Source organism: Sulfitobacter sp. M368, from assembly GCF_025141875.1.
Taxonomy (GTDB): domain Bacteria; phylum Pseudomonadota; class Alphaproteobacteria; order Rhodobacterales; family Rhodobacteraceae; genus Sulfitobacter; species Sulfitobacter mediterraneus_A.
This window is the reverse complement of record NZ_CP081113.1, coordinates 3,677,202-3,694,738: the sequence shown is the minus strand read 5'-3', so window position 1 is coordinate 3,694,738 and position 17,537 is coordinate 3,677,202. Positions and strand designations below refer to the sequence as shown.

At 58.1% G+C, this 17,537-nt stretch carries 21 protein-coding genes; 9 read left to right on the top strand and 12 right to left on the bottom strand.

The genetic code is table 11. The annotated features are described in order from the left end of the window. Nucleotides 1-24: 24 nt before the first annotated feature. Nucleotides 25-999: an iron exporter MbfA gene (gene mbfA / locus K3754_RS18245; RefSeq protein ID WP_259939241.1), complete on the bottom strand. Its 975-nt coding sequence runs from the start codon at nucleotides 997-999 to the stop codon at nucleotides 25-27. A gap of 141 nt (nucleotides 1,000-1,140) precedes the next feature. Here mbfA and K3754_RS18240 point away from each other — a divergent pair, with 141 nt between their 5' ends. Further along, nucleotides 1,141-1,758, top strand: coding sequence for a TetR/AcrR family transcriptional regulator (locus K3754_RS18240; protein WP_203209736.1), 618 nt, complete (start codon nucleotides 1,141-1,143; stop codon nucleotides 1,756-1,758). A gap of 14 nt (nucleotides 1,759-1,772) precedes the next feature. Then, nucleotides 1,773-2,000 (top strand): I78 family peptidase inhibitor, encoded by a 228-nt coding sequence (locus K3754_RS18235; RefSeq protein ID WP_259939235.1) that lies wholly within the window; start codon nucleotides 1,773-1,775, stop codon nucleotides 1,998-2,000. Here K3754_RS18235 and paaK read toward each other — a convergent pair. Beyond that, nucleotides 1,994-3,307, bottom strand: a complete 1,314-nt coding sequence (gene paaK / locus K3754_RS18230) for a phenylacetate--CoA ligase PaaK (RefSeq protein WP_259939231.1) — start codon at nucleotides 3,305-3,307, stop codon at nucleotides 1,994-1,996. The two genes, K3754_RS18235 and paaK, sit on opposite strands and share 7 nt — an antisense overlap. Beyond that, nucleotides 3,307-3,744 carry a hydroxyphenylacetyl-CoA thioesterase PaaI gene (gene paaI / locus K3754_RS18225; protein WP_259939228.1) on the bottom strand — a complete coding sequence of 146 codons (438 nt, stop codon included), beginning with the start codon at nucleotides 3,742-3,744 and terminating at the stop codon, nucleotides 3,307-3,309. Before paaI ends, paaK begins: the two co-directional genes overlap by 1 nt. A 117-nt stretch (nucleotides 3,745-3,861) precedes the next feature. Between paaI and K3754_RS18220 the strand changes: the two genes are divergently transcribed. Then, entirely contained in the window at nucleotides 3,862-4,209 is a 348-nt protein-coding gene (locus K3754_RS18220) for a DUF2794 domain-containing protein (RefSeq protein WP_409202362.1), read from the top strand. Between the two features lie 6 nt (nucleotides 4,210-4,215). On the opposite strand, the gene K3754_RS18215 is transcribed toward K3754_RS18220, so the two are convergent. From K3754_RS18215 to K3754_RS18205, 3 genes are all read right to left on the bottom strand, one after another. Continuing rightward, nucleotides 4,216-4,989 carry a C40 family peptidase gene (locus tag K3754_RS18215; RefSeq protein ID WP_259939226.1) on the bottom strand — a complete coding sequence of 258 codons (774 nt, stop codon included), beginning with the start codon at nucleotides 4,987-4,989 and terminating at the stop codon, nucleotides 4,216-4,218. Continuing rightward, nucleotides 4,986-6,368: a M17 family metallopeptidase gene (locus K3754_RS18210; RefSeq protein ID WP_259939224.1), complete on the bottom strand. Its 1,383-nt coding sequence runs from the start codon at nucleotides 6,366-6,368 to the stop codon at nucleotides 4,986-4,988. The genes K3754_RS18215 and K3754_RS18210 overlap by 4 nt, the downstream gene beginning before the upstream one ends. 78 nt (nucleotides 6,369-6,446) lie before the next feature. Continuing rightward, on the bottom strand, nucleotides 6,447-6,824 hold the full coding sequence (locus K3754_RS18205) for a hypothetical protein (RefSeq protein ID WP_203209743.1): 378 nt from the start codon (nucleotides 6,822-6,824) through the stop codon (nucleotides 6,447-6,449). A gap of 146 nt (nucleotides 6,825-6,970) precedes the next feature. Between K3754_RS18205 and K3754_RS18200 the strand changes: the two genes are divergently transcribed. Genes K3754_RS18200 through K3754_RS18190 form a run of 3 tightly spaced genes read left to right on the top strand, consistent with a single transcriptional unit; the run spans nucleotide 6,971 to nucleotide 8,935 of the window. Then, entirely contained in the window at nucleotides 6,971-7,621 is a 651-nt protein-coding gene (locus K3754_RS18200; RefSeq protein WP_203212258.1) for a carbonic anhydrase, read from the top strand. Between the two features lie 15 nt (nucleotides 7,622-7,636). After that, nucleotides 7,637-8,620 carry a sodium-dependent bicarbonate transport family permease gene (locus K3754_RS18195; protein ID WP_203209744.1) on the top strand — a complete coding sequence of 328 codons (984 nt, stop codon included), beginning with the start codon at nucleotides 7,637-7,639 and terminating at the stop codon, nucleotides 8,618-8,620. A gap of 3 nt (nucleotides 8,621-8,623) precedes the next feature. Then, nucleotides 8,624-8,935, top strand: coding sequence for a P-II family nitrogen regulator (locus K3754_RS18190; protein WP_203209745.1), 312 nt, complete (start codon nucleotides 8,624-8,626; stop codon nucleotides 8,933-8,935). On the opposite strand, the gene K3754_RS18185 is transcribed toward K3754_RS18190, so the two are convergent. From K3754_RS18185 to K3754_RS18160, 6 genes are all read right to left on the bottom strand, one after another. Next, on the bottom strand, nucleotides 8,936-10,561 hold the full coding sequence (locus K3754_RS18185; RefSeq protein WP_259939220.1) for a mucoidy inhibitor MuiA family protein: 1,626 nt from the start codon (nucleotides 10,559-10,561) through the stop codon (nucleotides 8,936-8,938). 101 nt (nucleotides 10,562-10,662) lie between these two features. Further along, a complete protein-coding gene (locus K3754_RS18180) occupies nucleotides 10,663-11,685 on the bottom strand; it encodes an aspartate-semialdehyde dehydrogenase (RefSeq protein WP_259939218.1) in 1,023 nt (340 codons plus the stop codon). 98 nt (nucleotides 11,686-11,783) lie between these two features. Beyond that, nucleotides 11,784-12,962 carry an MFS transporter gene (locus K3754_RS18175; RefSeq protein WP_259939201.1) on the bottom strand — a complete coding sequence of 393 codons (1,179 nt, stop codon included), beginning with the start codon at nucleotides 12,960-12,962 and terminating at the stop codon, nucleotides 11,784-11,786. After that, entirely contained in the window at nucleotides 12,959-13,735 is a 777-nt protein-coding gene (locus K3754_RS18170) for an HpcH/HpaI aldolase/citrate lyase family protein (RefSeq protein WP_259939199.1), read from the bottom strand. Before K3754_RS18170 ends, K3754_RS18175 begins: the two co-directional genes overlap by 4 nt. Before the next feature lie 109 nt (nucleotides 13,736-13,844). Next, the gene (locus tag K3754_RS18165) at nucleotides 13,845-14,519 is read right to left on the bottom strand and encodes a response regulator transcription factor (protein WP_037918829.1); all 675 of its coding nucleotides are present in this window, start codon (nucleotides 14,517-14,519) and stop codon (nucleotides 13,845-13,847) included. 1 nt (nucleotide 14,520) lies between these two features. Beyond that, complete coding sequence (locus K3754_RS18160; RefSeq protein WP_203209750.1) at nucleotides 14,521-14,811, bottom strand: hypothetical protein; 291 nt, start codon at nucleotides 14,809-14,811, stop codon at nucleotides 14,521-14,523. A 185-nt stretch (nucleotides 14,812-14,996) separates the two neighbouring features. Here K3754_RS18160 and K3754_RS18155 point away from each other — a divergent pair, with 185 nt between their 5' ends. The 3 genes from K3754_RS18155 (at nucleotide 14,997) to K3754_RS18145 (ending at nucleotide 17,465) form a co-directional block, all read left to right on the top strand. Further along, on the top strand, nucleotides 14,997-15,494 hold the full coding sequence (locus K3754_RS18155) for a hypothetical protein (protein WP_259939197.1): 498 nt from the start codon (nucleotides 14,997-14,999) through the stop codon (nucleotides 15,492-15,494). Nucleotides 15,495-15,646: 152 nt separating this feature from the next. Further along, nucleotides 15,647-16,261: a ribonuclease HII gene (locus K3754_RS18150; RefSeq protein WP_259939195.1), complete on the top strand. Its 615-nt coding sequence runs from the start codon at nucleotides 15,647-15,649 to the stop codon at nucleotides 16,259-16,261. A 100-nt stretch (nucleotides 16,262-16,361) separates the two neighbouring features. Then, entirely contained in the window at nucleotides 16,362-17,465 is a 1,104-nt protein-coding gene (locus tag K3754_RS18145; RefSeq protein WP_409202361.1) for a site-specific DNA-methyltransferase, read from the top strand. The last annotated feature ends 72 nt before the right edge of the window (nucleotides 17,466-17,537 follow it).

Here is a 17,537-nt window from a genome sequence, read left to right as displayed (position 1 = left end):
GGCGCAAGGTGCCTCTGCGGCCCGTCAGCCCGATCCGATCAGAACACCCGCAGCGAAGACGAGCGCACCGCCCAGCACGACCTGCATGGCGGCACGGAAGAACGGCGTTTCCATGTATTTGTTCTGAATCCAGGCAATCGCCCATAACTCGATAAAGACGACGACAAAGGCAGTGATCGTGGCGGTCCAGAAATCCGGGATCAGATAGGGCAGGGCATGGCCCAATCCCCCGACCGTGGTCATGATCCCTGAGGCAAAGCCGCGCTTCCACGGCGATCCCCGCCCCGACAGCTCCCCGTCATCAGAGGCCGCCTCGGTAAAGCCCATGGAAATCCCGGCCCCGACGGAGGCCGCCAATCCCACCAGAAAGGTTGTCCATGTGTCTTGCGTGGCAAAGGCGGTGGCGAAAATGGGCGCGAGGGTCGAGACAGACCCATCCATCAGCCCCGCCAACCCCGGCTGTACCCATGTCAGGATAAATTGCCGATGCGCACGGCCGTCCTCTTCTGTCTGGGCATCGCCGGACAAATGGGTCTCGGTAAGCCCTGCCGCCGTCGATTGATGCCCAGCCTCAGCTGCGGCCAGATCGCCCAAGAGTTTCCGTGTAGCTGTGTCAGATGTCCGTGCGGCTGCTGCCAGGTAAAAGGCCTCTGCGTCCCGTTCCATGGCGGCGGCTTCTTCGCGGATGCGTTCAAGCCCGAGGTTTTCGACCAGCCAGACCGGACGGCGGGCGTAGTAGCCCGACACATGCTCGCGCCGGATCAGCGGAATGGTGGACCCAAACCGCGCCTCGTGAAGATCAATCAACCGTTTGCGGTGCGTGTCTTCTTCGCTGGCCATGCCATCAAACACGGCGGCGGTGTCGGGAAAATCTTCACGCAGATTTTCTGCATATCCACGGTAAATCCGTGCATCATCTTCCTCAGAGGAAATGGCAAGCGCCAGAATCTCTTGTTCAGTCAAATCCTTGAAACGTTTACGGGCGAGCGAGAAGCGCATGGCAGTATCCTCTAGCGGTTTAGAATGATTCTAATACTTGCGGGCAACAGGAACAACCGACTTTGCGTGACGGAAAGGGATTTATTCCTTGGAACTAAACAAAACGGTTTATATTCTCATATTCAACATTCTGGAGTTTCCATGACAGCACTCGCACAGCAGATTCGCAAAGGCCGTAAGTTCGATCAGGTTCTTGCCGGTGCCCGCGAGGTGTTTATGGCTGACGGCTTTGAAGGGGCCAGCGTGGATGAAATCGCCCGCGTTGCTGCCGTATCCAAAGCCACCCTCTATAGTTATTTCCCCGACAAACGTCTGCTTTTCCTCGAAGTGGCCAATGCCGAATGTTGCCGGCAATCGGACGAGGCGATGGACAATATAGATCTCGAAGCGCCGCCGCGCGAGGTGTTGATGCAAACCGGCTGCCATTTTGTCAGGTTCATCACCTCCAAGTTCGGACAGCAAATCTTTTGCATGTGCGTTGCAGAGAAGGACCGGTTCCCCGAACTGGGGCAACAATTCTACAATTCCGGTCCCGCTGTGATGCGTGCCGAGATGGCCGAATACTTCGAAATGGCCGAAGCGCGGGGCGAGCTGCGGATCAAGGACAAGCTACTGGCGGCGGACCAATTCGGCGATTTATGCAAGGCAGACATCTGGACCCGTTTGATTTTTGGCGTGGTGCAAACAGTCAGCGAAGAAGAAATCCACTATGTCGTGGAAAATGCTGTCGATACCTTTCTGGCGCGGTACGGCGTATGAGGGGATGCATCGCATTGACGCTGCTGGTTCTGGCCGGATGCAGCGCAGAGCCTGCTATCAATGCCTGCGGTGCGGACCAGTGGCGCAGTTTGCTGGGCAAGCCCGAGGCCGCATTGTCTGTCATCAACAAGGAACTGCGCATTATTCACCCTGGCGATGCCGTGACGATGGATTTCAACCCTGCACGGCTGAATGCTGAGATCGACGCGCAGGGCAAGATTGCAAAACTGGCCTGTTACTGACCCTTGGGGCGGTTATCGACGATCCGAACGGCCTTTCCTTCGGATCGCGGCACACCGCCAACATCAGCCACATCCACTTTGATACTGACGCCTACGGTTTGTTTGACCTTGGCGGACAATTGTATGGCGGCGGCGGCGCGGGTCTCATCCGACATGGACGCATCCGCGCATTCGCAGATCACGCGCATTTGGTCCATCCGGTCCGGACGGCTCAACTCGATCTGGAAGTGCGGGGCCAATGATTTGACCTCCATGAGCGCTTCTTCGATCTGGGTTGGAAAGATATTCACCCCGCGCAAGATGATCATGTCGTCGGTGCGCCCGGTGACCTTTTCCATCCGCCGCATGGACCGCGCCGTCCCGGCCAGCAGCCGGGTCAAATCGCGAGTCCGGTAGCGGATGATCGGAAAGGCCTCTTTGGTCAAGGAGGTGAAAACCAGTTCCCCGCGTTCCCCGTCGGCAACGGGTTCTCCGGTGTCAGGGTTGATAATCTCCGGGTAAAAATGGTCTTCCCAGATGTGCAGCCCGTCCTTTGTCTCCACGCATTCCATTGACACACCCGGCCCCATCACTTCGGACAGGCCGTAGATATCCACCGCATGCATATCGAAAGCCTCTTCGATCTCAAGCCGCATGGCGTTGGTCCATGGCTCGGCGCCGAAGATGCCGACCTGCAAGGAAGAGTCGCGCGGATCGACCCCCTGCGCGGCGAATTCGTCCAGAATGGACAGGGCATAAGACGGGGTTACGGTGATCCCTTTGGGTTGAAAATCACCGATCAATCTCACCTGCCGGGGGGTCATACCGCCGGAGACAGGCACCGTCGTCAGTCCCAGATAGTCAGACCCCAGATGGATGCCCATCCCGCCAGTGAACAACCCGTAGCCATAGGCGTTGTGCAGCATGTCTCCGGGGCAAAGACCGGCCGCCCGCAATGACCGCGCCACAACGGAGCCCCAGTTGTCCAGATCTTTCTTGGTATAACCCACAACCGTCGGCTTGCCTGTCGTACCGGACGAAGCATGCAGCCGCGCCACCTGTTCACGGGGCACGGCAAAGAGGCCAAAGGGATAGTTGTCGCGCAGGTCGTTCTTAACCGTAAAGGGAAATTTTGCCAGATCAGCCAGAGAGTGCAGATCATCCGGATGCACACCCGCCGCATCAAAACTGTCCTTGTAAAAAGGCACGTTGTCATAGGCATGGCGCAGTGACCATTTCATCCGCTCAAGCTGTAGCGCCTCAATTTCGTCGCGGCTGGCAATTTCAATCGGATCCAATGTGGATTTCGCGGGCGTCAGATCTTTCATCAGGATGGAACCTCTTGGGGGAAATGTTGGCCTTTGACGGTGCGTGACAATCCGCGAAACAGGGCAATGGTCCGGCCGTCTTCTCCGGTGACCGTGACATCATAAACGCCGGATCGCCCGGTTTTGGATACCTCGGCGGCGGTGGCGGTCAGCAATTCACCGTCAGTACCGGGGGTCAGATAGGTGATTTGGTTTTGCTGCGCGACGGTCAGTTGATTGTAGGTGTTGCAGGCAAAAGCAAAGGCGCTGTCGGCCAGTGCAAAGGTAAATCCGCCATGACATATCCCGTGTCCGTTCAGCATATCAGGACGCACCCGCATGGTCAGAGTTGCCTGACCCGGGGCTATCTTGGTGATTTGCATGCCCAGCCCGCTTGAGGCGGGATCTTTGGCATACATGATCTCGGCACATTTTTCGGCACAGGTTTGAGGGGTCATTTCATGTCGCACATATGTTTCATAAATCGGGACATTTGCACAACTTTGTAACGCTTTCAATCCTTTTGATCCATTGCCGGGCTTGATTTGTCGCGCCAACAGCGCAACTGTATCCATATGACGATGCATTCCCCTCCCCAGGTCACCCCGTTTGAGCGCCCGCCCGAACAAGTTGCCTTTCATCGCACAGAGCTATCCGTGATCCTATCGTTGTATGGCCGCATGGTCGCAGCCGGCGAATGGCGCGATTACGGAATATCCTGCCTGAGGGAAGTGGCCGTCTTTTCGGTATTCCGGCGGACCGCTGAAATTCCGCTTTACCGTATCGAGAAACGGCCAAAGCTGCGCAACAAGCAAGGCATGTATGCGATTGTTGGCACGGGCGGCCAGATCATGCGTCGCGGCCACGATCTCAAAGCGGTCTTGCGGGTATTGGAACGCAAGCTGATCCGATCCGTCGATTGATGGACCTCAAAGACGGCGATGGCCGGTCACTGGCCCATCGCCCTGCGCCTCAATCCGTGTGATTGCATCCTCAATCGGTTCATAAACTGTGCTCATCGCGCCTGCATTGGCATGAAGAATGGTTTGCGGATCACTTACAATCGCCACGTGCCCCTTCCAGAACAGCAGATCATTCCGCTGGTAAACCTCATTGGTGGCATGGCCCAATGTCGCCTGCTGGTCGCTGTCGGCAGGGCAGGGCGTCCCGCAGGCCAAAAGCGCGGCCTGAACCAAACCTGAACAATCAATGCCCCAACGGCTATTGCCACCCCAAAGATAGGGCGTGCCAAGAAAACGGGCCGCGACCTCTGCGGGATCGGAATACCGGGTTTCCACAGGTTCCAGATGATTGATTGGGATATAGCCAAGGCAGGTCTGGGCATAATTTCCCACCACATCCGTGACCTTGATCCGACTGCCAAAGCTGAGCGAGATCAGATCGGGGGATTTGAAATCAGCCCTTTCATAGGCATGTGTGGCCGGGGTACAGACCTGGTGACTGGGCTCCAGTTGCGGACCTAAGGTCACGCTCCGAACATAGCCGCAATAGCCATCCTTGGCCGATTGCACATATCGCCAATCCCCTTCATCGCCCAGCACAGTCACTACATCGCCGTAGATCAGCTGTCTGTCGCGCGGCCCAGCGGGACTCCGGCAAAGATCGGCAACGCTGGCGGTGATCTGTGCCGGATCGGCGCGGTTGGATTTGTCCGGATCTGGGGTCAGGCGTCTGTCGGTCATGGGGCCAAGATCCCGTCCAGGGCGGCATAAAGTGCGCGGGTCGCCTGGCCAATGCCGCCCTTGGGCCGCGCGGGGGCTGCTGCTGGCTGCCAGCCATAGATATCAAAATGGGCATAACGGCTGTCCGTGACAAACCGGCGCAGGAACAATGCGGCAGTGATACATCCGGCAAAGCCGCCCTTCGGCGCATTGTCCAGATCGGCAATGCCCGGTTCGATCATCGCCTCGTAAGGATCATGAAACGGCAAACGCCAGACCGGGTCGGCCTGCGCCGCCGCCGCTGTTTCCAATGCCGTTACGAATCCGGCATCGTCCGAGAAATAGGGCGCGAGGTCCGGCCCCACCGCGACACGCGCCGCGCCAGTCAGCGTGGCCATGGAAATGATCTGATCGGGTTTCTCTTCGTCCGCCAAAGCCAATGCATCGGCCAGAACCAGCCGCCCTTCGGCATCGGTGTTGTTGATTTCAACCGTCAGACCCTTGCGCGAGGTCAGGATATCCTGTGGACGGAAGGCATTGCCGGATACGGCGTTTTCCACCGCTGGGATCAACACCCGCAGCTGTAGTTTCCGGCCCGTTGCCATAATCATATGCGCCAGACCCAGCACTGCGGCTGCCCCGCCCATGTCCTTTTTCATCAGCCCCATTGACGCGCCGGGCTTGAGGTTCAAACCGCCGGTGTCAAAGCACACGCCCTTGCCGACCAGCGTCAGCGTGGGCCCGGTATCCCCCCAGCGCATGTCAATCAAACGCGGTGCGCGGTCCGCCGCGCGGCCAACGGTATGGATCATGGGCAGGTTCTGTTCCAGCAACGCGTCGCCAGTGATCACTTTGATCTTTGCCCCATGTGCCCCTGCCAGATCCCGCGCCGCTTGTTCCAGATCGGGCGGGCCCATGTCGGATGCTGGCGTGTTGATCAAATCCCGGGTCAGGCATTCCCCCGCGGCCAGCGCCTCTACCTCGAATGTAGTCACTGCTTTAGGCGCGACCAATTCTGCCGCCATTGGTGTTTGAGTTTTGTAGCGGTCAAAACTGTAGCTGGCCAACAACCAGCCCAGTGCTTCGACGGCCTGTTGATCGTCCGGCAGGCCAGACGCAATCTTGTATACCCCCTTGGGGAGCCTGGCTGCAGCGCTAGCCAAATGGAACCGTCCCCGCTTGCGGGACGCTGCCGTGCCGTATCCGGCCAGCGCCATCATCACAGACCCGTCCGCCGCCGGTATCGCCAAGGCTTGACCCAGCCCCCCGGTAAACCCCTGCGCGGCGATCCAGTTTTGCACGGCGTCCGGTTGGTCCGCCGTCCACGCCCCAAGCCCATCCTCGGCAATCACATGAAGCGGCAGGGCAGATGTGGTATCGGATGCAAAACGAGGTGGCATGGGGCGCTTTCTTACTGGTTAATTCTCGCGCCCAGCCTACCCGTTCCAGCGACACCCGCAAGCCATCTCAGGCCGGGATCATTCGGGCATGTCGTCAATATCCCAGATCGCGGTCAATGAACGCTCACCAATGCGAAACAGCCGCGAAAGCGTTGCCGCAAGCGCGGTTGCATCGTTGTTGGCCACGCATTGCACGACATCCCCTGCCACCTTGGCCAGATCCGCCATCCCGATCTGGTCGGCGACCGCGATCAAGGACCTCGCACTTTTCTGTAGATCGGGCCAGGCGGCATCGCGAAATTTCTGTTCGCATTGGGTCAAACGCCGCGCCAGATCTTCGAGGGCGCGGCAGACCACATCTTCGGCCCCCGCTTCGCCCAGTTGCGTATAAAGCGCGCCCAGCCGATCCTGATCCACGCTGATTTGTTCCCTTGGTCGGATTTGCAGAACCTGCATCAACTCACCCCTTGTTCAGCCCCCACGGCCAAAGCGGAATATTGTCCAAACAAGTATGTAAATGGTTGCTCTGCTTCTGTGTTTTCGCTCGAATTTGTTCCGGAATTAAGTTAACCCTGCGGAAATGTTTCAGGAGACTATCAATGATGGATCATGCAAAACCACTTCCGGCATATCTATTGACGCGCTACCACGGCTGGAAAGCCACCGGTTATGCCGACAACAAGTCGTGGTATCGACGACTGGCGACCGAAGGGCAGCGGCCCCGCGCCATGGTGATCTCCTGTTGTGACAGCCGCGTGCATGTGACCTCGATTTTCGGGGCCGATCAGGGCGAGTTTTTCATTCACCGAAATATCGCCAATCTCGTCCCCCCTTGCGAGCCTGACGGCCAGCATCACGGGACATCGGCCGCCGTGGAATACGCGGTGCGGGTTCTGAATGTCGCGCATCTGATTGTGCTGGGCCATTCCAGTTGTGGCGGCGCGAAAGGCTGCCTTGAAATGTGCAAGGGAAACGCACCGGAACTGGAAGCCAAAGACAGCTTTGTTGGCCGCTGGGTGGATATCCTGCGCCCCAAGTATGGCGAAGTTGCTGACATTGAGGACGAACAGGAACAGGAACGCCAGTTTGAGAAGCATGCGGTGATGACATCGCTTGAAAATCTCATGACCTTTCCTTGGGTCAATGAAAAGGTGACAAGCGGCGAATTGAGCCTACATGGCCTGTGGACCGATATCGGCGAAGGTGGGTTGGAATACTTCTGCCCGGAAACGGGAAAATTCCAGCCAGTTTAACAGGGCATTTGGGGCATGGAAAATCTGTTCTCTCTGGCGGCGGACAATCTTGTTTCGCCAATTATTCTGTCCTTCGTATTGGGGGTTGCGGCCTCCCTTGCGCGGTCTGATCTGAGCATTCCTGAGGCCGCCGCCAAGGCGCTGTCGATCTATCTGCTTTTCGCGATAGGCTTCAAAGGTGGGGTAAGTGTTGCCGCGCATGGCATTGATGCGCGGCTTGGGCTGGCCTTGCTGGCGGGGATCATTCTGTCGGCGGCCCTGCCTTTGGTCGCTTTTGGCCTGTTGCGGGTGATGACAGCGATGAGCCGCCTTGATGCGGCTGCCGTGGCGGCGCACTACGGGTCGATCTCGATCGTGACATTTGTCGCGGCCACGTCGGTCTTGGAAAGCCGCGGCATAGCCGCGGAGGGTTACATGGTCGCCGTTGCCGCCGCGATGGAAGCGCCTGCGATCCTGTCCGCGCTGTGGCTGGTGGCCCGTGGCGGAGGCGGCGATAGCAAAGGCATGGACAGCACATTGCTGCGTGAGATCATGTTGAACGGCTCCATCGTTTTGCTGGTTGGAGCGTTCCTGATCGGCTGGGCGACGGGCGAGGAGGGTCTGGCGGAAATCTCCAGCTTTATTGTGTCGCCGTTCAAAGGTGTTTTGTGCCTGTTCCTGCTGGATATGGGCCTCGTCGCCGGGCGGGGCCTGCGCCAAGGTGGCGGTATCCTCACACCATCGGTCTTGGCCTTTGGGGTGTTAATGCCCCTGATCGGCGCGGCGGCCGGTCTAGTTACCGCCCTGGCGCTTGGCCTGACGCCGGGCGGTGTGACGTTGATGATGGTCCTGTCGGCTTCTGCATCTTACATCGCGGTGCCAGCGGCCATGAGGGTAGCGCTGCCCGAGGCAAACCCGTCTCTGTACCTGACTCTCTCGCTTGGGGTGACATTCCCCTTCAACCTGACGCTGGGTATCCCGCTTTATGTGGCGGTGGCCCAAGCCATGACCGGAGGCTGACCTATGCAAACTCATAAAGCCAAACGTGTTGAGATCACCATCGAAGCGGTCATGCAATCGCGCCTCACCGATGCGCTGAAAAAGGCAGGCGTGACCGGCTACACAGTGCTGCCGGTGCTGGGCGGGTCCGGCCGTTCCGGTGAATGGAGCCGCGCAGGTCAGGTCAGCCGCGCCTCTGGCATGGTGCAGGTGGTGTGCATCATCCGGCCTGAACGGCTTGATGGGTTGCTCGAAGGGGCCTTTGCCGTGGTTGAACGACATATCGGCGTGGTCAGCGTAACCGATTGCGATGTGCTGCGCGCCGAACGGTTCTGATCAGCGCAGGATCTTGTCCTCGGGCCAACGCAGGTTTTCCTCAATCGTGACCGATGTTGTGGCCCCAGCGGCGACGTTCAGATCCCACTGCAAAATGCCGCGCCGGTCATCCAGATTGGTCTCATCGGGCACAGGATTGGCGGACCAGTCAATTTGCAGATCTTCCTGTGCAGTATAGGGCACAGCCGCCCGCACCTCGACCAGCCAATCCTCTGATCCGATGTTCTGGATGTCCATCCGGGTGCGATCCGTTTTGGCATTGGACCGGCTGATGATCCCGCGATCCCCTTCGGTCTGGTCCAGAACGGTATAGGTCAGGCGCAAGTCCTCGATCGATCCAAACGGCAGCTCTGCCTCGTCTCCCGCAGGGATCAGCCCAAGGTTCATTTGCCCAATCAGGGTATTGTCCAGAAACAGCGCCACCTCATCCGCAGGCAAAAGTGGTTCTTGGGTGGTGTTGGTAAATTCCGCCATCAAAAAGGCGGTCTGATCGGAGCGCGGCACCGCGCGGGCAAAGCGGCGGGCGGGAAAGGTCAAAGTGTCCAGCGCTACGCGGCTATCATCCACGCCGCTGGCGATGCTGACGGGTGTGGCGAAATCATAGCGCACGCCAGGGCCGTCGAAATTGGTCATGCCCTTGGCCTCCTCAACGATAACCGGTGCTTCGATTGCCGGATCGGCAAAGCTTTCGGCGCTGTCGGCCATCTGGCGCGATAGCTTTGCACGCGGAGGTTCCTTGTCTGCCAAGGTCAATCGTCGTGGGTACACTTGTGACGGTTGGGTCTGGCCCGAGGGTGCAAGCGTGGAAAGGGTCAGGGCGACCCCCTGCCAGTTCTCGCCGCTGCGTTGAGAGACAACCGCCCCCCGTTTGATCGAAAGCTGCGGCGCGTCTTTGCCGTCCAGATGAATGTCATAAGTCGGCAGCCAATCCGCATCGACCAGATACTCCAAACCGATCATCACCTCACCCGCCGCCGGGGCCATGACATCGAGGGTCAGCTGCGCGTGTTTCTCCGGCGGTGGGGTCAATGCCTCCAGCGCCGCCCGCGCATCCCTAAGCGTGGTTTCCAGATCTTTCCGCCCCAGTTCAAGATCACGGGCGGCCTGGCGTGCGCGCAGGGCGTCTTGCTCCGCCTGAAGGCTTTCTGCGCCGATCATCTGGCCAAGCGCCTGCAAAGTGCTGACATCTGCTGGCAATCCTTCGTTGCGGCCCAAATCCCCCAGAAACCCGATCTGCGCCTGTGCCGCGCGGCCAGCAAGAGAGGCCGCTTCGATCTGGTCATCTAGACCCCGCAATGCAGCCTCGGCCGCATTGATCTGCTCCTTGGCTGCAAGGATTTCGGCGCTGTCTGTGTCTGCTTGTGGCGGCACAGCCTCTTTGCGGAATTGCGTTGTGCCAAGGGTTGCCCCCGTGACCGAAACCCGCAGAAATTTACGATCCATTGTGTGCGGCAAGTCCGGCAAGACGATCTGATGGCTGCCTTGGGGCAGGGTGACAGTGGCCTGACGGTGGACCGTTGCCAGATAAGGATAAACCGTGACCGCCTGCGGTTCGGATCGCAGGATAAAGACATCCGCCAGCGCGGCGGTTGGCAGCAGGGTCAGGCAGGCAAAGAGGACACGCATAATTCAGTTCCCATATCTATTGCCGTTACTCTGCACCCTCACGGCCAAAAGAAAAGGGGACCAAACGGCCCCCTTTCCCCAATATGCATTTTGAGCGGATATCAGCCCTTTTTCAGAACTTCCCGACCCAACAGTTCGGCGATTTGAACCGCATTCAAGGCCGCACCTTTGCGCAGATTGTCAGAGACGCACCAAAGGTTCAGACCATTGTCGATGGTGCTGTCCTGACGGATACGGCTGATGAAAGTGGCGAAATCGCCGACACATTCAACCGGGCTGACGTAGCCGCCGTCTTCGCGCTTGTCGATCACCATGATGCCCGGTGCCTCGCGCAGGATATCGCGGGCTTCGTCCTCGTCGAGGTGATCTTCAAACTCGATGTTCACCGCTTCGGAGTGGCCCACAAAGACCGGCACGCGCACACAGGTTGCCGTGACCTTGATTTTGGGGTCGACGATCTTTTTGGTCTCCGCCACCATTTTCCACTCTTCTTTGGTGGAGCCATCTTCCATGAAAACGTCGATGTGCGGGATCACGTTGAACGCGATCTGTTTGGTGAATTTGCGCGGTGGCTTGTCGTCCGTGGGGTTGTAGATCGACTTGGTCTGATCCCACAGCTCATCAATCCCCTCTTTGCCCGCGCCGGACACCGATTGATAGGTGCTGACGACGACGCGCTTGATCGTGGCGCGGTCGTGCAACGGCTTGAGCGCAACAACCATCTGCGCGGTTGAGCAGTTGGGGTTGGCGATGATGTTCTTCTTGGCATAGCCGTGGATCGCTTCGGGGTTCACCTCGGGCACGATCAACGGGATATCCGGGTCGTAGCGATAGAGGGAAGAGTTGTCGATCACGACGCAGCCCGCCTTGGCGGCACTTGGCGCGTATTTCTTGGTGGCCTCAGAGCCAACAGCAAACAGCGCCATATCCCAGCCGGTGAAATCAAACGTATCAAGGTCCTTGCACTTAAGCGTCGTGTCCCCATAGCTGACTTCCGTGCCCAAAGACCGACGGCTGGCGAGTGCCACAACCTCGTCCGTAGGGAACTGGCGCTCGGCCAGAATATTCAGCATTTCGCGGCCCACATTGCCTGTGGCGCCCACGACGGCGACGCGATAACCCATCTGATTTCTCCAATATATATAGTGATGGTCGCAGCCCTTTAGCCTGCCTGACGGGCAAGTAAAAGGGGCTCAGCTATACAGGCTGTGCCTTTGTCGCCTCAATCGGCATTATCGCGGCTGAAAAGGTACACCAAAAGCCCAAAGGCGAGGCTTCCGGCAAAAAGGACATAGACCGCAACATAGGGGCTGGCGGTGGTCGCCGCGCCGGGCAGGGCGGCACTATAGACCTTGCCGGAGAAGAACTGCGCGACGCCCACGCCGCCGATGCTAAAGAGATTCAGCATGGTCACACCGCGCCCGATCAGATGCGGCGGCAAAAAGCTCCGCCCATGGGCCATGATCACCGGATAGGTCGCGCTGAAAAAGCCGATAATGCACAACATTGTTACGGACAGCGCGAGCGATTGCGCAGGCTGTGCAATCAGCACGGCACTTGCGACAAGGGTGATCACCGTGCCCATCACGATCATCCATTTGCGCGACGGCATAAGACGGTCTGCCGGACCATAGGCCAAGGCGCCGATGACCATCGCAATGCCCATCAGCAAGCTGGCCTGACCTACGGTGCTCGTCCCCGCGTCAAACACATCCGCCAGATAAGGCCCGATCCAAAGTCCGCGCACTGCACCGGAGATCGCATAGCTGACTCCCATGATCGGGAAAATGAACCACAGCGCCCGCAGCTTGAACAGCTCGGCCAGTGATCCCTTTGATTCGCCGATGACCTTTTGGGGATCACGCACAAAGATCAACGCACCAAAGGCCACCAGTGCAGACACCGCCGCCAATGCCCAAAGCGCGTTGCGCCAGCCCAGCGTTTCGGCGGCCAGTGCCATCGGGTAGGAGGCGACTAAATTGCCCAGACTGCCCAGCCCGACCATCATCGAAGCAAGGATAGCAAACTGCGCCGGCGGATAATCGCGGGCAAAAATATAGTAAGAGGCCATCAGCACCGGTGAACATCCGATCCCGATCAGGGTCATGGCAATGCTGATATGCAAAGGCGTGGTCGCCAAAGCAAAGAGCGCCGCACCACCACTGCCGCCGATGAAAAGCGCCCATGCCGTCGTCCTTCTGGGTCCGATACTGTCCAGCGCTGCGCCCACGGGGATCTGCATGGCGGCAAAAGACAGGAACCAAAGTCCGGAGGCAAAGGCCAGATCATCAGGTGTCGCCCCGATGTCTTGCTCCAGTATGCTGGACAAAACCGCAAGAAAGGCGCGGAAAAATTGGCTCAACACATAGCCGAGCCCCAGAAGGAAAATTCCGGTGTTCATGACTGGGATGCTTTCCATTTTGCGGTCAGGGCTTGCGCGCCATTGCTCAGGATCAGCACATCCGCCCCAACCGCCACAAAAAGCGCACCTGCCTCAATGGCCTCATTTGTCATTGGATCGTGGGTGGAGAGGATCCCCGGCGCCTTGCCTGCCGCGCGAATACGGCGCAACGCGTCCATGATCACCGTCTGAACGTCGGGATGCAGGGAATTGCCCATATGCCCCATATCCGCCGCCAGATCTGCCGGACCGATAAAGACACCATCCACCCCCTCGACCGCGAGGATATCATCCAGCGCGGCGATGCCTTTGCGGTTCTCGACCTGCACCAGCAAGCAAATCTGTTCATCCGCAGTCTTGCCATAATCCTTAATCTGGGAAAACCGCGAGGCGCGGGTCAGGGCATAGCCAACGCCCCGGTCGCCATGCGGCGGATAGGTCACGTCGCGCACCAATTGGCGGGCTTGTTCGGCGCTTTCGACCATTGGAACCAACACCGTTTGTGCACCCGCATCCAACATCTGTTTGAGCAGATAGGTCTCACCCACAGGCAATCGCACCACCGCATGGCTGTCTGACGCCTCAAGCACCTGCAACTGCGCGATAACAGAGCGCAGATCATTTGGCCCGTGCTCTGCGTCGATGACCATCCAGTCAAATCCGGCGGTCCCCATCAGCTCAGTGGAAAAGGTATCACCAAGGCCCAGCCAGCAGCCAAACTGCACTTGCCCGTTCCGGAGGGCGCTTTTGAACGGATTGGTTTTTGCGGGCATGATCACTTCCTCGGCAAGGGTTGCTGCACCCTAGACAAGGTTAATCGGGATTGACCAGAGGGAACAATGTACCAATTTTTGATGTGCTCGGAGGTTTGCAGAACGCCTTTCAGATCACCTTGATCACGTCTTTGTCGATGGCCAACATATAGCCGCGCCGTGCGATGTTCTTGACCAACAGCTCTGACACCAGTTGATTGCCCAAGGTATCGCGCAGCCGTTTGATGCGGGTTGCCCCTGCGGCCTCGTCGCAATCTGCGGCGCTGCGGCCCGATATCACGCCTTCGATTTCAGAGCCCGACATGACCTCATCATCCATTCGCGCCTCGGCCAGCACGGAAAGGGTTTCCATCGCCGCGCCGGTCAGTTTGAAGCCAAAGTTGTTGAGATAGACGGTGTTCTCTTCACGGCTGATCAGCAGGGAATTGACCTGAATGCCCGCCCGCTCAATCTGTGCCATGCGGCGGTTGAACCCGATGAGCAGAACCAGAAAAACCAGCGCCGCGATCAGCATCGCACTGGCAAAGACCAGCAGCACAAAGATCACCACGCGGTAGCTGTTCAACGTATCGGAAAAAGCCGTGCCGGATTGCGCGAGAATCTCCAGCAGTTTGATCTCGGCACCGCTGGTCAGATCGTCATTTTCAACAAAGATCCGTTCCACCTGCGCATTGAACTGGTTTGCATCCGGCAAAGCCCAGAACAGCAAAACCGCGCCAAGCAACAGGAGGGCAACAATAGCCGCGATGCCGCCGCCTACAAATCGCCCGCCAAAGCGGCGCATATCAGAAGCGGAGGTAGTTTGATCCGGCACTGTCTTTCCTTTCCGCCAATCCATCGGGGCCAAATACCCCCAGAACATTCAGCAAGGTCCAACCTTGCTGTGCCAATCTGGTGGCCAATTCTGATGCAGCTCCTGCCGGAGTACATGCACCGTTGATCTGCGCGACACCGTAATGCAGGCGCAGGGGATTGTCCTGTTTGGCCTTGTAATCAGCATAGCAATCCGCAGCCGAGGCGGGCTGCGCAAGGCCAATCGCAAAGGCGAGGGCAAAAGAGATAATGGCGTGTTTCATGACACCTTCCTGCGCTTTTGCAGGGCGTTATTCAATATCCAAGGCGATTGAGCTGCGATGATATCGGATAACACCCCGCTGTTATTGCCTGTCTCAAAGGGGCTGGCCCACCCTGAGGTCAGAGCATCCCTCCATCCCGCTCTTGCACGGGGTTCCCGCGCAGACCTGAAGAAAGGATCAGACCCATGTACCGCAGATTTATCGCCACTATCGCCGCCGCGTCGATTGCCATTACCGCATTTGGGGCCATGCCTGCCCGCGCAGACAATGACGACGCCGCCCGCGCCCTGGCCGCCCTGTTGGGTATCGCGATTGTGGGTAAGATCATTCACGACAACAAGAAAGACAAAAAAGCACATCACTACGAGAAGAAGCACGTTACGAAGAACCACGTGCCGCAATACAATCAACCCAGCTACAAGCCGCCGCGCTATCAGCCAAAGCCGCGCCCGCTGCCGCGCCGGGTGGATCGCAAGCTGCTGCCGGGAGAGTGCTTCCGCAGCTACCGGACAGGGCAAGGCAAAGTGCGGATGTTTGGCCGCCGCTGCCTGAAGAACAGCTATGACTTCGTGAACCGCCTGCCCCGTCAATGTCTCTATGTGTTTGACACCCCGCGCGGCAACCGCCGCGGATATGAAGCCCGCTGTCTGCGGGATCGGGGATACCGCTTGGCCCGCAGGTAACTGCGTGCCCGGGCCGGTGGCGCGCCCCCGTGCCGCCGGTTGGAGGCGGGAGAGTGTTCGGGCAGTCTTCCGCCTTCAAAAACAGTAACGAGTAAACTGTTGCAGACAGCCCGGCCCTTGTGGTTCGGGCTGTCTTGCGGTTTGGGTGTGCCATGACACCTGATTTTTCATTTGAGCGTGCCGCCTTGGCACAAGGATACAGCCGTATCGCAGGCGTAGACGAGGTGGGACGCGGACCGCTTGCCGGTCCTGTGACCGCCGCTGCGGTGGTACTGGACCCAGCGCAAATTCCGGATGGGCTGAACGATTCAAAAAAATTGTCGAAGAAAGCCCGCGCACGTCTTTATGACGAGATCTTGCAGGTGGCGGATGTGTCGATTGCCCATGCCACTGTCGAAGAGATTGACGAACACAATATCCTGCGGGCCAGCCACATCGCGATGATCCGGGCGCTGGACGGGCTCAAGACGCCTGCGGATTATGCCCTGATTGACGGCAATATGATCCCGCACGGTTTGAATCTTCCATCCCAGACAATTGTCAAAGGCGACAGCCTCTCGCAGTCGATTTCAGCGGCTTCAATTATGGCAAAAATTTGTCGGGATTGTGTCATGTTGTCATTGGCGCAACAGCATCCCGGTTATGGATGGGAAACCAACATGGGATATGGCTCAAAAAAGCACATGGATGCGCTGCAAAAACTTGGTGTCACCCCACACCATAGACGTTCGTTCAAACCGGTCCACAATATCTTGTATCAAGAATAAAACTTAACTGATTGATTCAAAAAAGAATTTGACCGCGAATCGCCTTGGGGTCATCCTGTCACCAACCACAGAGTGCAAAAGCACCGCGGACAGAGGCAGTATGATGAAGACAATGACAAAGGGCGCAACAGCGCTTCCCTTGAACGAAATTCTTGCGGGTGACTGCATAGATCTGATGAACGCATTGCCGGAATGCAGCGTTGATCTGATTTTTGCTGACCCGCCCTATAACCTGCAATTGCGCGGCGATCTGCACCGGCCCGACAACTCCAAGGTCGATGCCGTTGACGATGAATGGGATCAGTTCGCAAGCTTCAAAGCCTATGATGAATTCACCCGTGCATGGCTCAAGGCAGCGCGGCGTTTGCTCAAACCAAATGGCGCGATTTGGGTCATTGGCAGTTATCACAACATATTCCGTGTTGGCGCGGCGCTTCAGGATCAGGGGTTCTGGATTCTCAACGATGTGGTGTGGCGCAAGTCCAACCCGATGCCCAACTTCCGCGGCAAACGCTTTACCAATGCTCATGAAACAATGATTTGGGCCGGTAAGGACGAAAACAGCAAATACACCTTCAACTACGAGGCGCTGAAGGCGCTCAACGAAGGCATTCAAATGCGCAGTGACTGGGTGCTGCCGATCTGCACCGGCCACGAGCGGCTGAAGGATGACAACGGCGACAAGGCCCATCCAACACAAAAGCCCGAAAGCCTGCTGCACCGCATTCTGGTGGGCTCCACCAATCCCGGTGACGTTATTCTTGATCCGTTTTTTGGCACTGGCACCACGGGTGCTGTGGCCAAGATGCTGGGCCGTGATTTCATTGGTCTGGAGCGCGAGGAAAGCTATCGCAAGGTAGCGGCAAAACGCATCAGCAAGGTGCGCAAATTTGACCGCGAAGCCCTGCAAACAACAACATCAAAACGCGCAGAACCGCGCGTGCCATTCGGCCAATTGGTCGAACGCGGCATGTTGCGTCCGGGAGAGGAACTCTATTCCCTCAACGGCCGCCACAAGGCCAAGGTCCGTGCCGATGGCACATTGATCGGAAGCGACGTGAAAGGTTCTATTCATCAGGTCGGCGCGGCGTATGAAAAAGCGCCAAGCTGCAATGGCTGGACGTATTGGTGCTTCAAGAAGGACGGCAAACGTGTGCCGATTGACCTTCTGCGCCAACAGATCCGCGCCGAGATGGCCAACTAAACACCCAAACAATCGAACACCGCCGGTGCCCGCGACCTTCTTGCCGAAGGATCGCCCTGAAGGGCACTCACC

Bases quoted from the DNA above. Each gene is read 5' to 3' on its own strand.
- mbfA (WP_259939241.1), bottom strand. From the start codon at position 999: ATGCGCTTCTCGCTCGCCCGTAAACGTTTCAAGGATTTGACTGAACAA.
- K3754_RS18240 (WP_203209736.1), top strand. From the start codon at position 1,141: ATGACAGCACTCGCACAGCAGATTCGCAAAGGCCGTAAGTTCGATCAG.
- paaK (WP_259939231.1), bottom strand. From the start codon at position 3,307: ATGAAAGATCTGACGCCCGCGAAATCCACATTGGATCCGATTGAAATT.
- paaI (WP_259939228.1), bottom strand. From the start codon at position 3,744: ATGACCCCTCAAACCTGTGCCGAAAAATGTGCCGAGATCATGTATGCC.
- K3754_RS18220 (WP_409202362.1), top strand. From the start codon at position 3,862: ATGACGATGCATTCCCCTCCCCAGGTCACCCCGTTTGAGCGCCCGCCC.
- K3754_RS18215 (WP_259939226.1), bottom strand. From the start codon at position 4,989: ATGACCGACAGACGCCTGACCCCAGATCCGGACAAATCCAACCGCGCC.
- K3754_RS18210 (WP_259939224.1), bottom strand. From the start codon at position 6,368: ATGCCACCTCGTTTTGCATCCGATACCACATCTGCCCTGCCGCTTCAT.
- K3754_RS18205 (WP_203209743.1), bottom strand. From the start codon at position 6,824: ATGCAGGTTCTGCAAATCCGACCAAGGGAACAAATCAGCGTGGATCAG.
- K3754_RS18200 (WP_203212258.1), top strand. From the start codon at position 6,971: ATGGATCATGCAAAACCACTTCCGGCATATCTATTGACGCGCTACCAC.
- K3754_RS18195 (WP_203209744.1), top strand. From the start codon at position 7,637: ATGGAAAATCTGTTCTCTCTGGCGGCGGACAATCTTGTTTCGCCAATT.
- K3754_RS18190 (WP_203209745.1), top strand. From the start codon at position 8,624: ATGCAAACTCATAAAGCCAAACGTGTTGAGATCACCATCGAAGCGGTC.
- K3754_RS18185 (WP_259939220.1), bottom strand. From the start codon at position 10,561: ATGCGTGTCCTCTTTGCCTGCCTGACCCTGCTGCCAACCGCCGCGCTG.
- K3754_RS18180 (WP_259939218.1), bottom strand. From the start codon at position 11,685: ATGGGTTATCGCGTCGCCGTCGTGGGCGCCACAGGCAATGTGGGCCGC.
- K3754_RS18175 (WP_259939201.1), bottom strand. From the start codon at position 12,962: ATGAACACCGGAATTTTCCTTCTGGGGCTCGGCTATGTGTTGAGCCAA.
- K3754_RS18170 (WP_259939199.1), bottom strand. From the start codon at position 13,735: ATGCCCGCAAAAACCAATCCGTTCAAAAGCGCCCTCCGGAACGGGCAA.
- K3754_RS18165 (WP_037918829.1), bottom strand. From the start codon at position 14,519: ATGCGCCGCTTTGGCGGGCGATTTGTAGGCGGCGGCATCGCGGCTATT.
- K3754_RS18160 (WP_203209750.1), bottom strand. From the start codon at position 14,811: ATGAAACACGCCATTATCTCTTTTGCCCTCGCCTTTGCGATTGGCCTT.
- K3754_RS18155 (WP_259939197.1), top strand. From the start codon at position 14,997: ATGTACCGCAGATTTATCGCCACTATCGCCGCCGCGTCGATTGCCATT.
- K3754_RS18150 (WP_259939195.1), top strand. From the start codon at position 15,647: ATGACACCTGATTTTTCATTTGAGCGTGCCGCCTTGGCACAAGGATAC.
- K3754_RS18145 (WP_409202361.1), top strand. From the start codon at position 16,362: ATGATGAAGACAATGACAAAGGGCGCAACAGCGCTTCCCTTGAACGAA.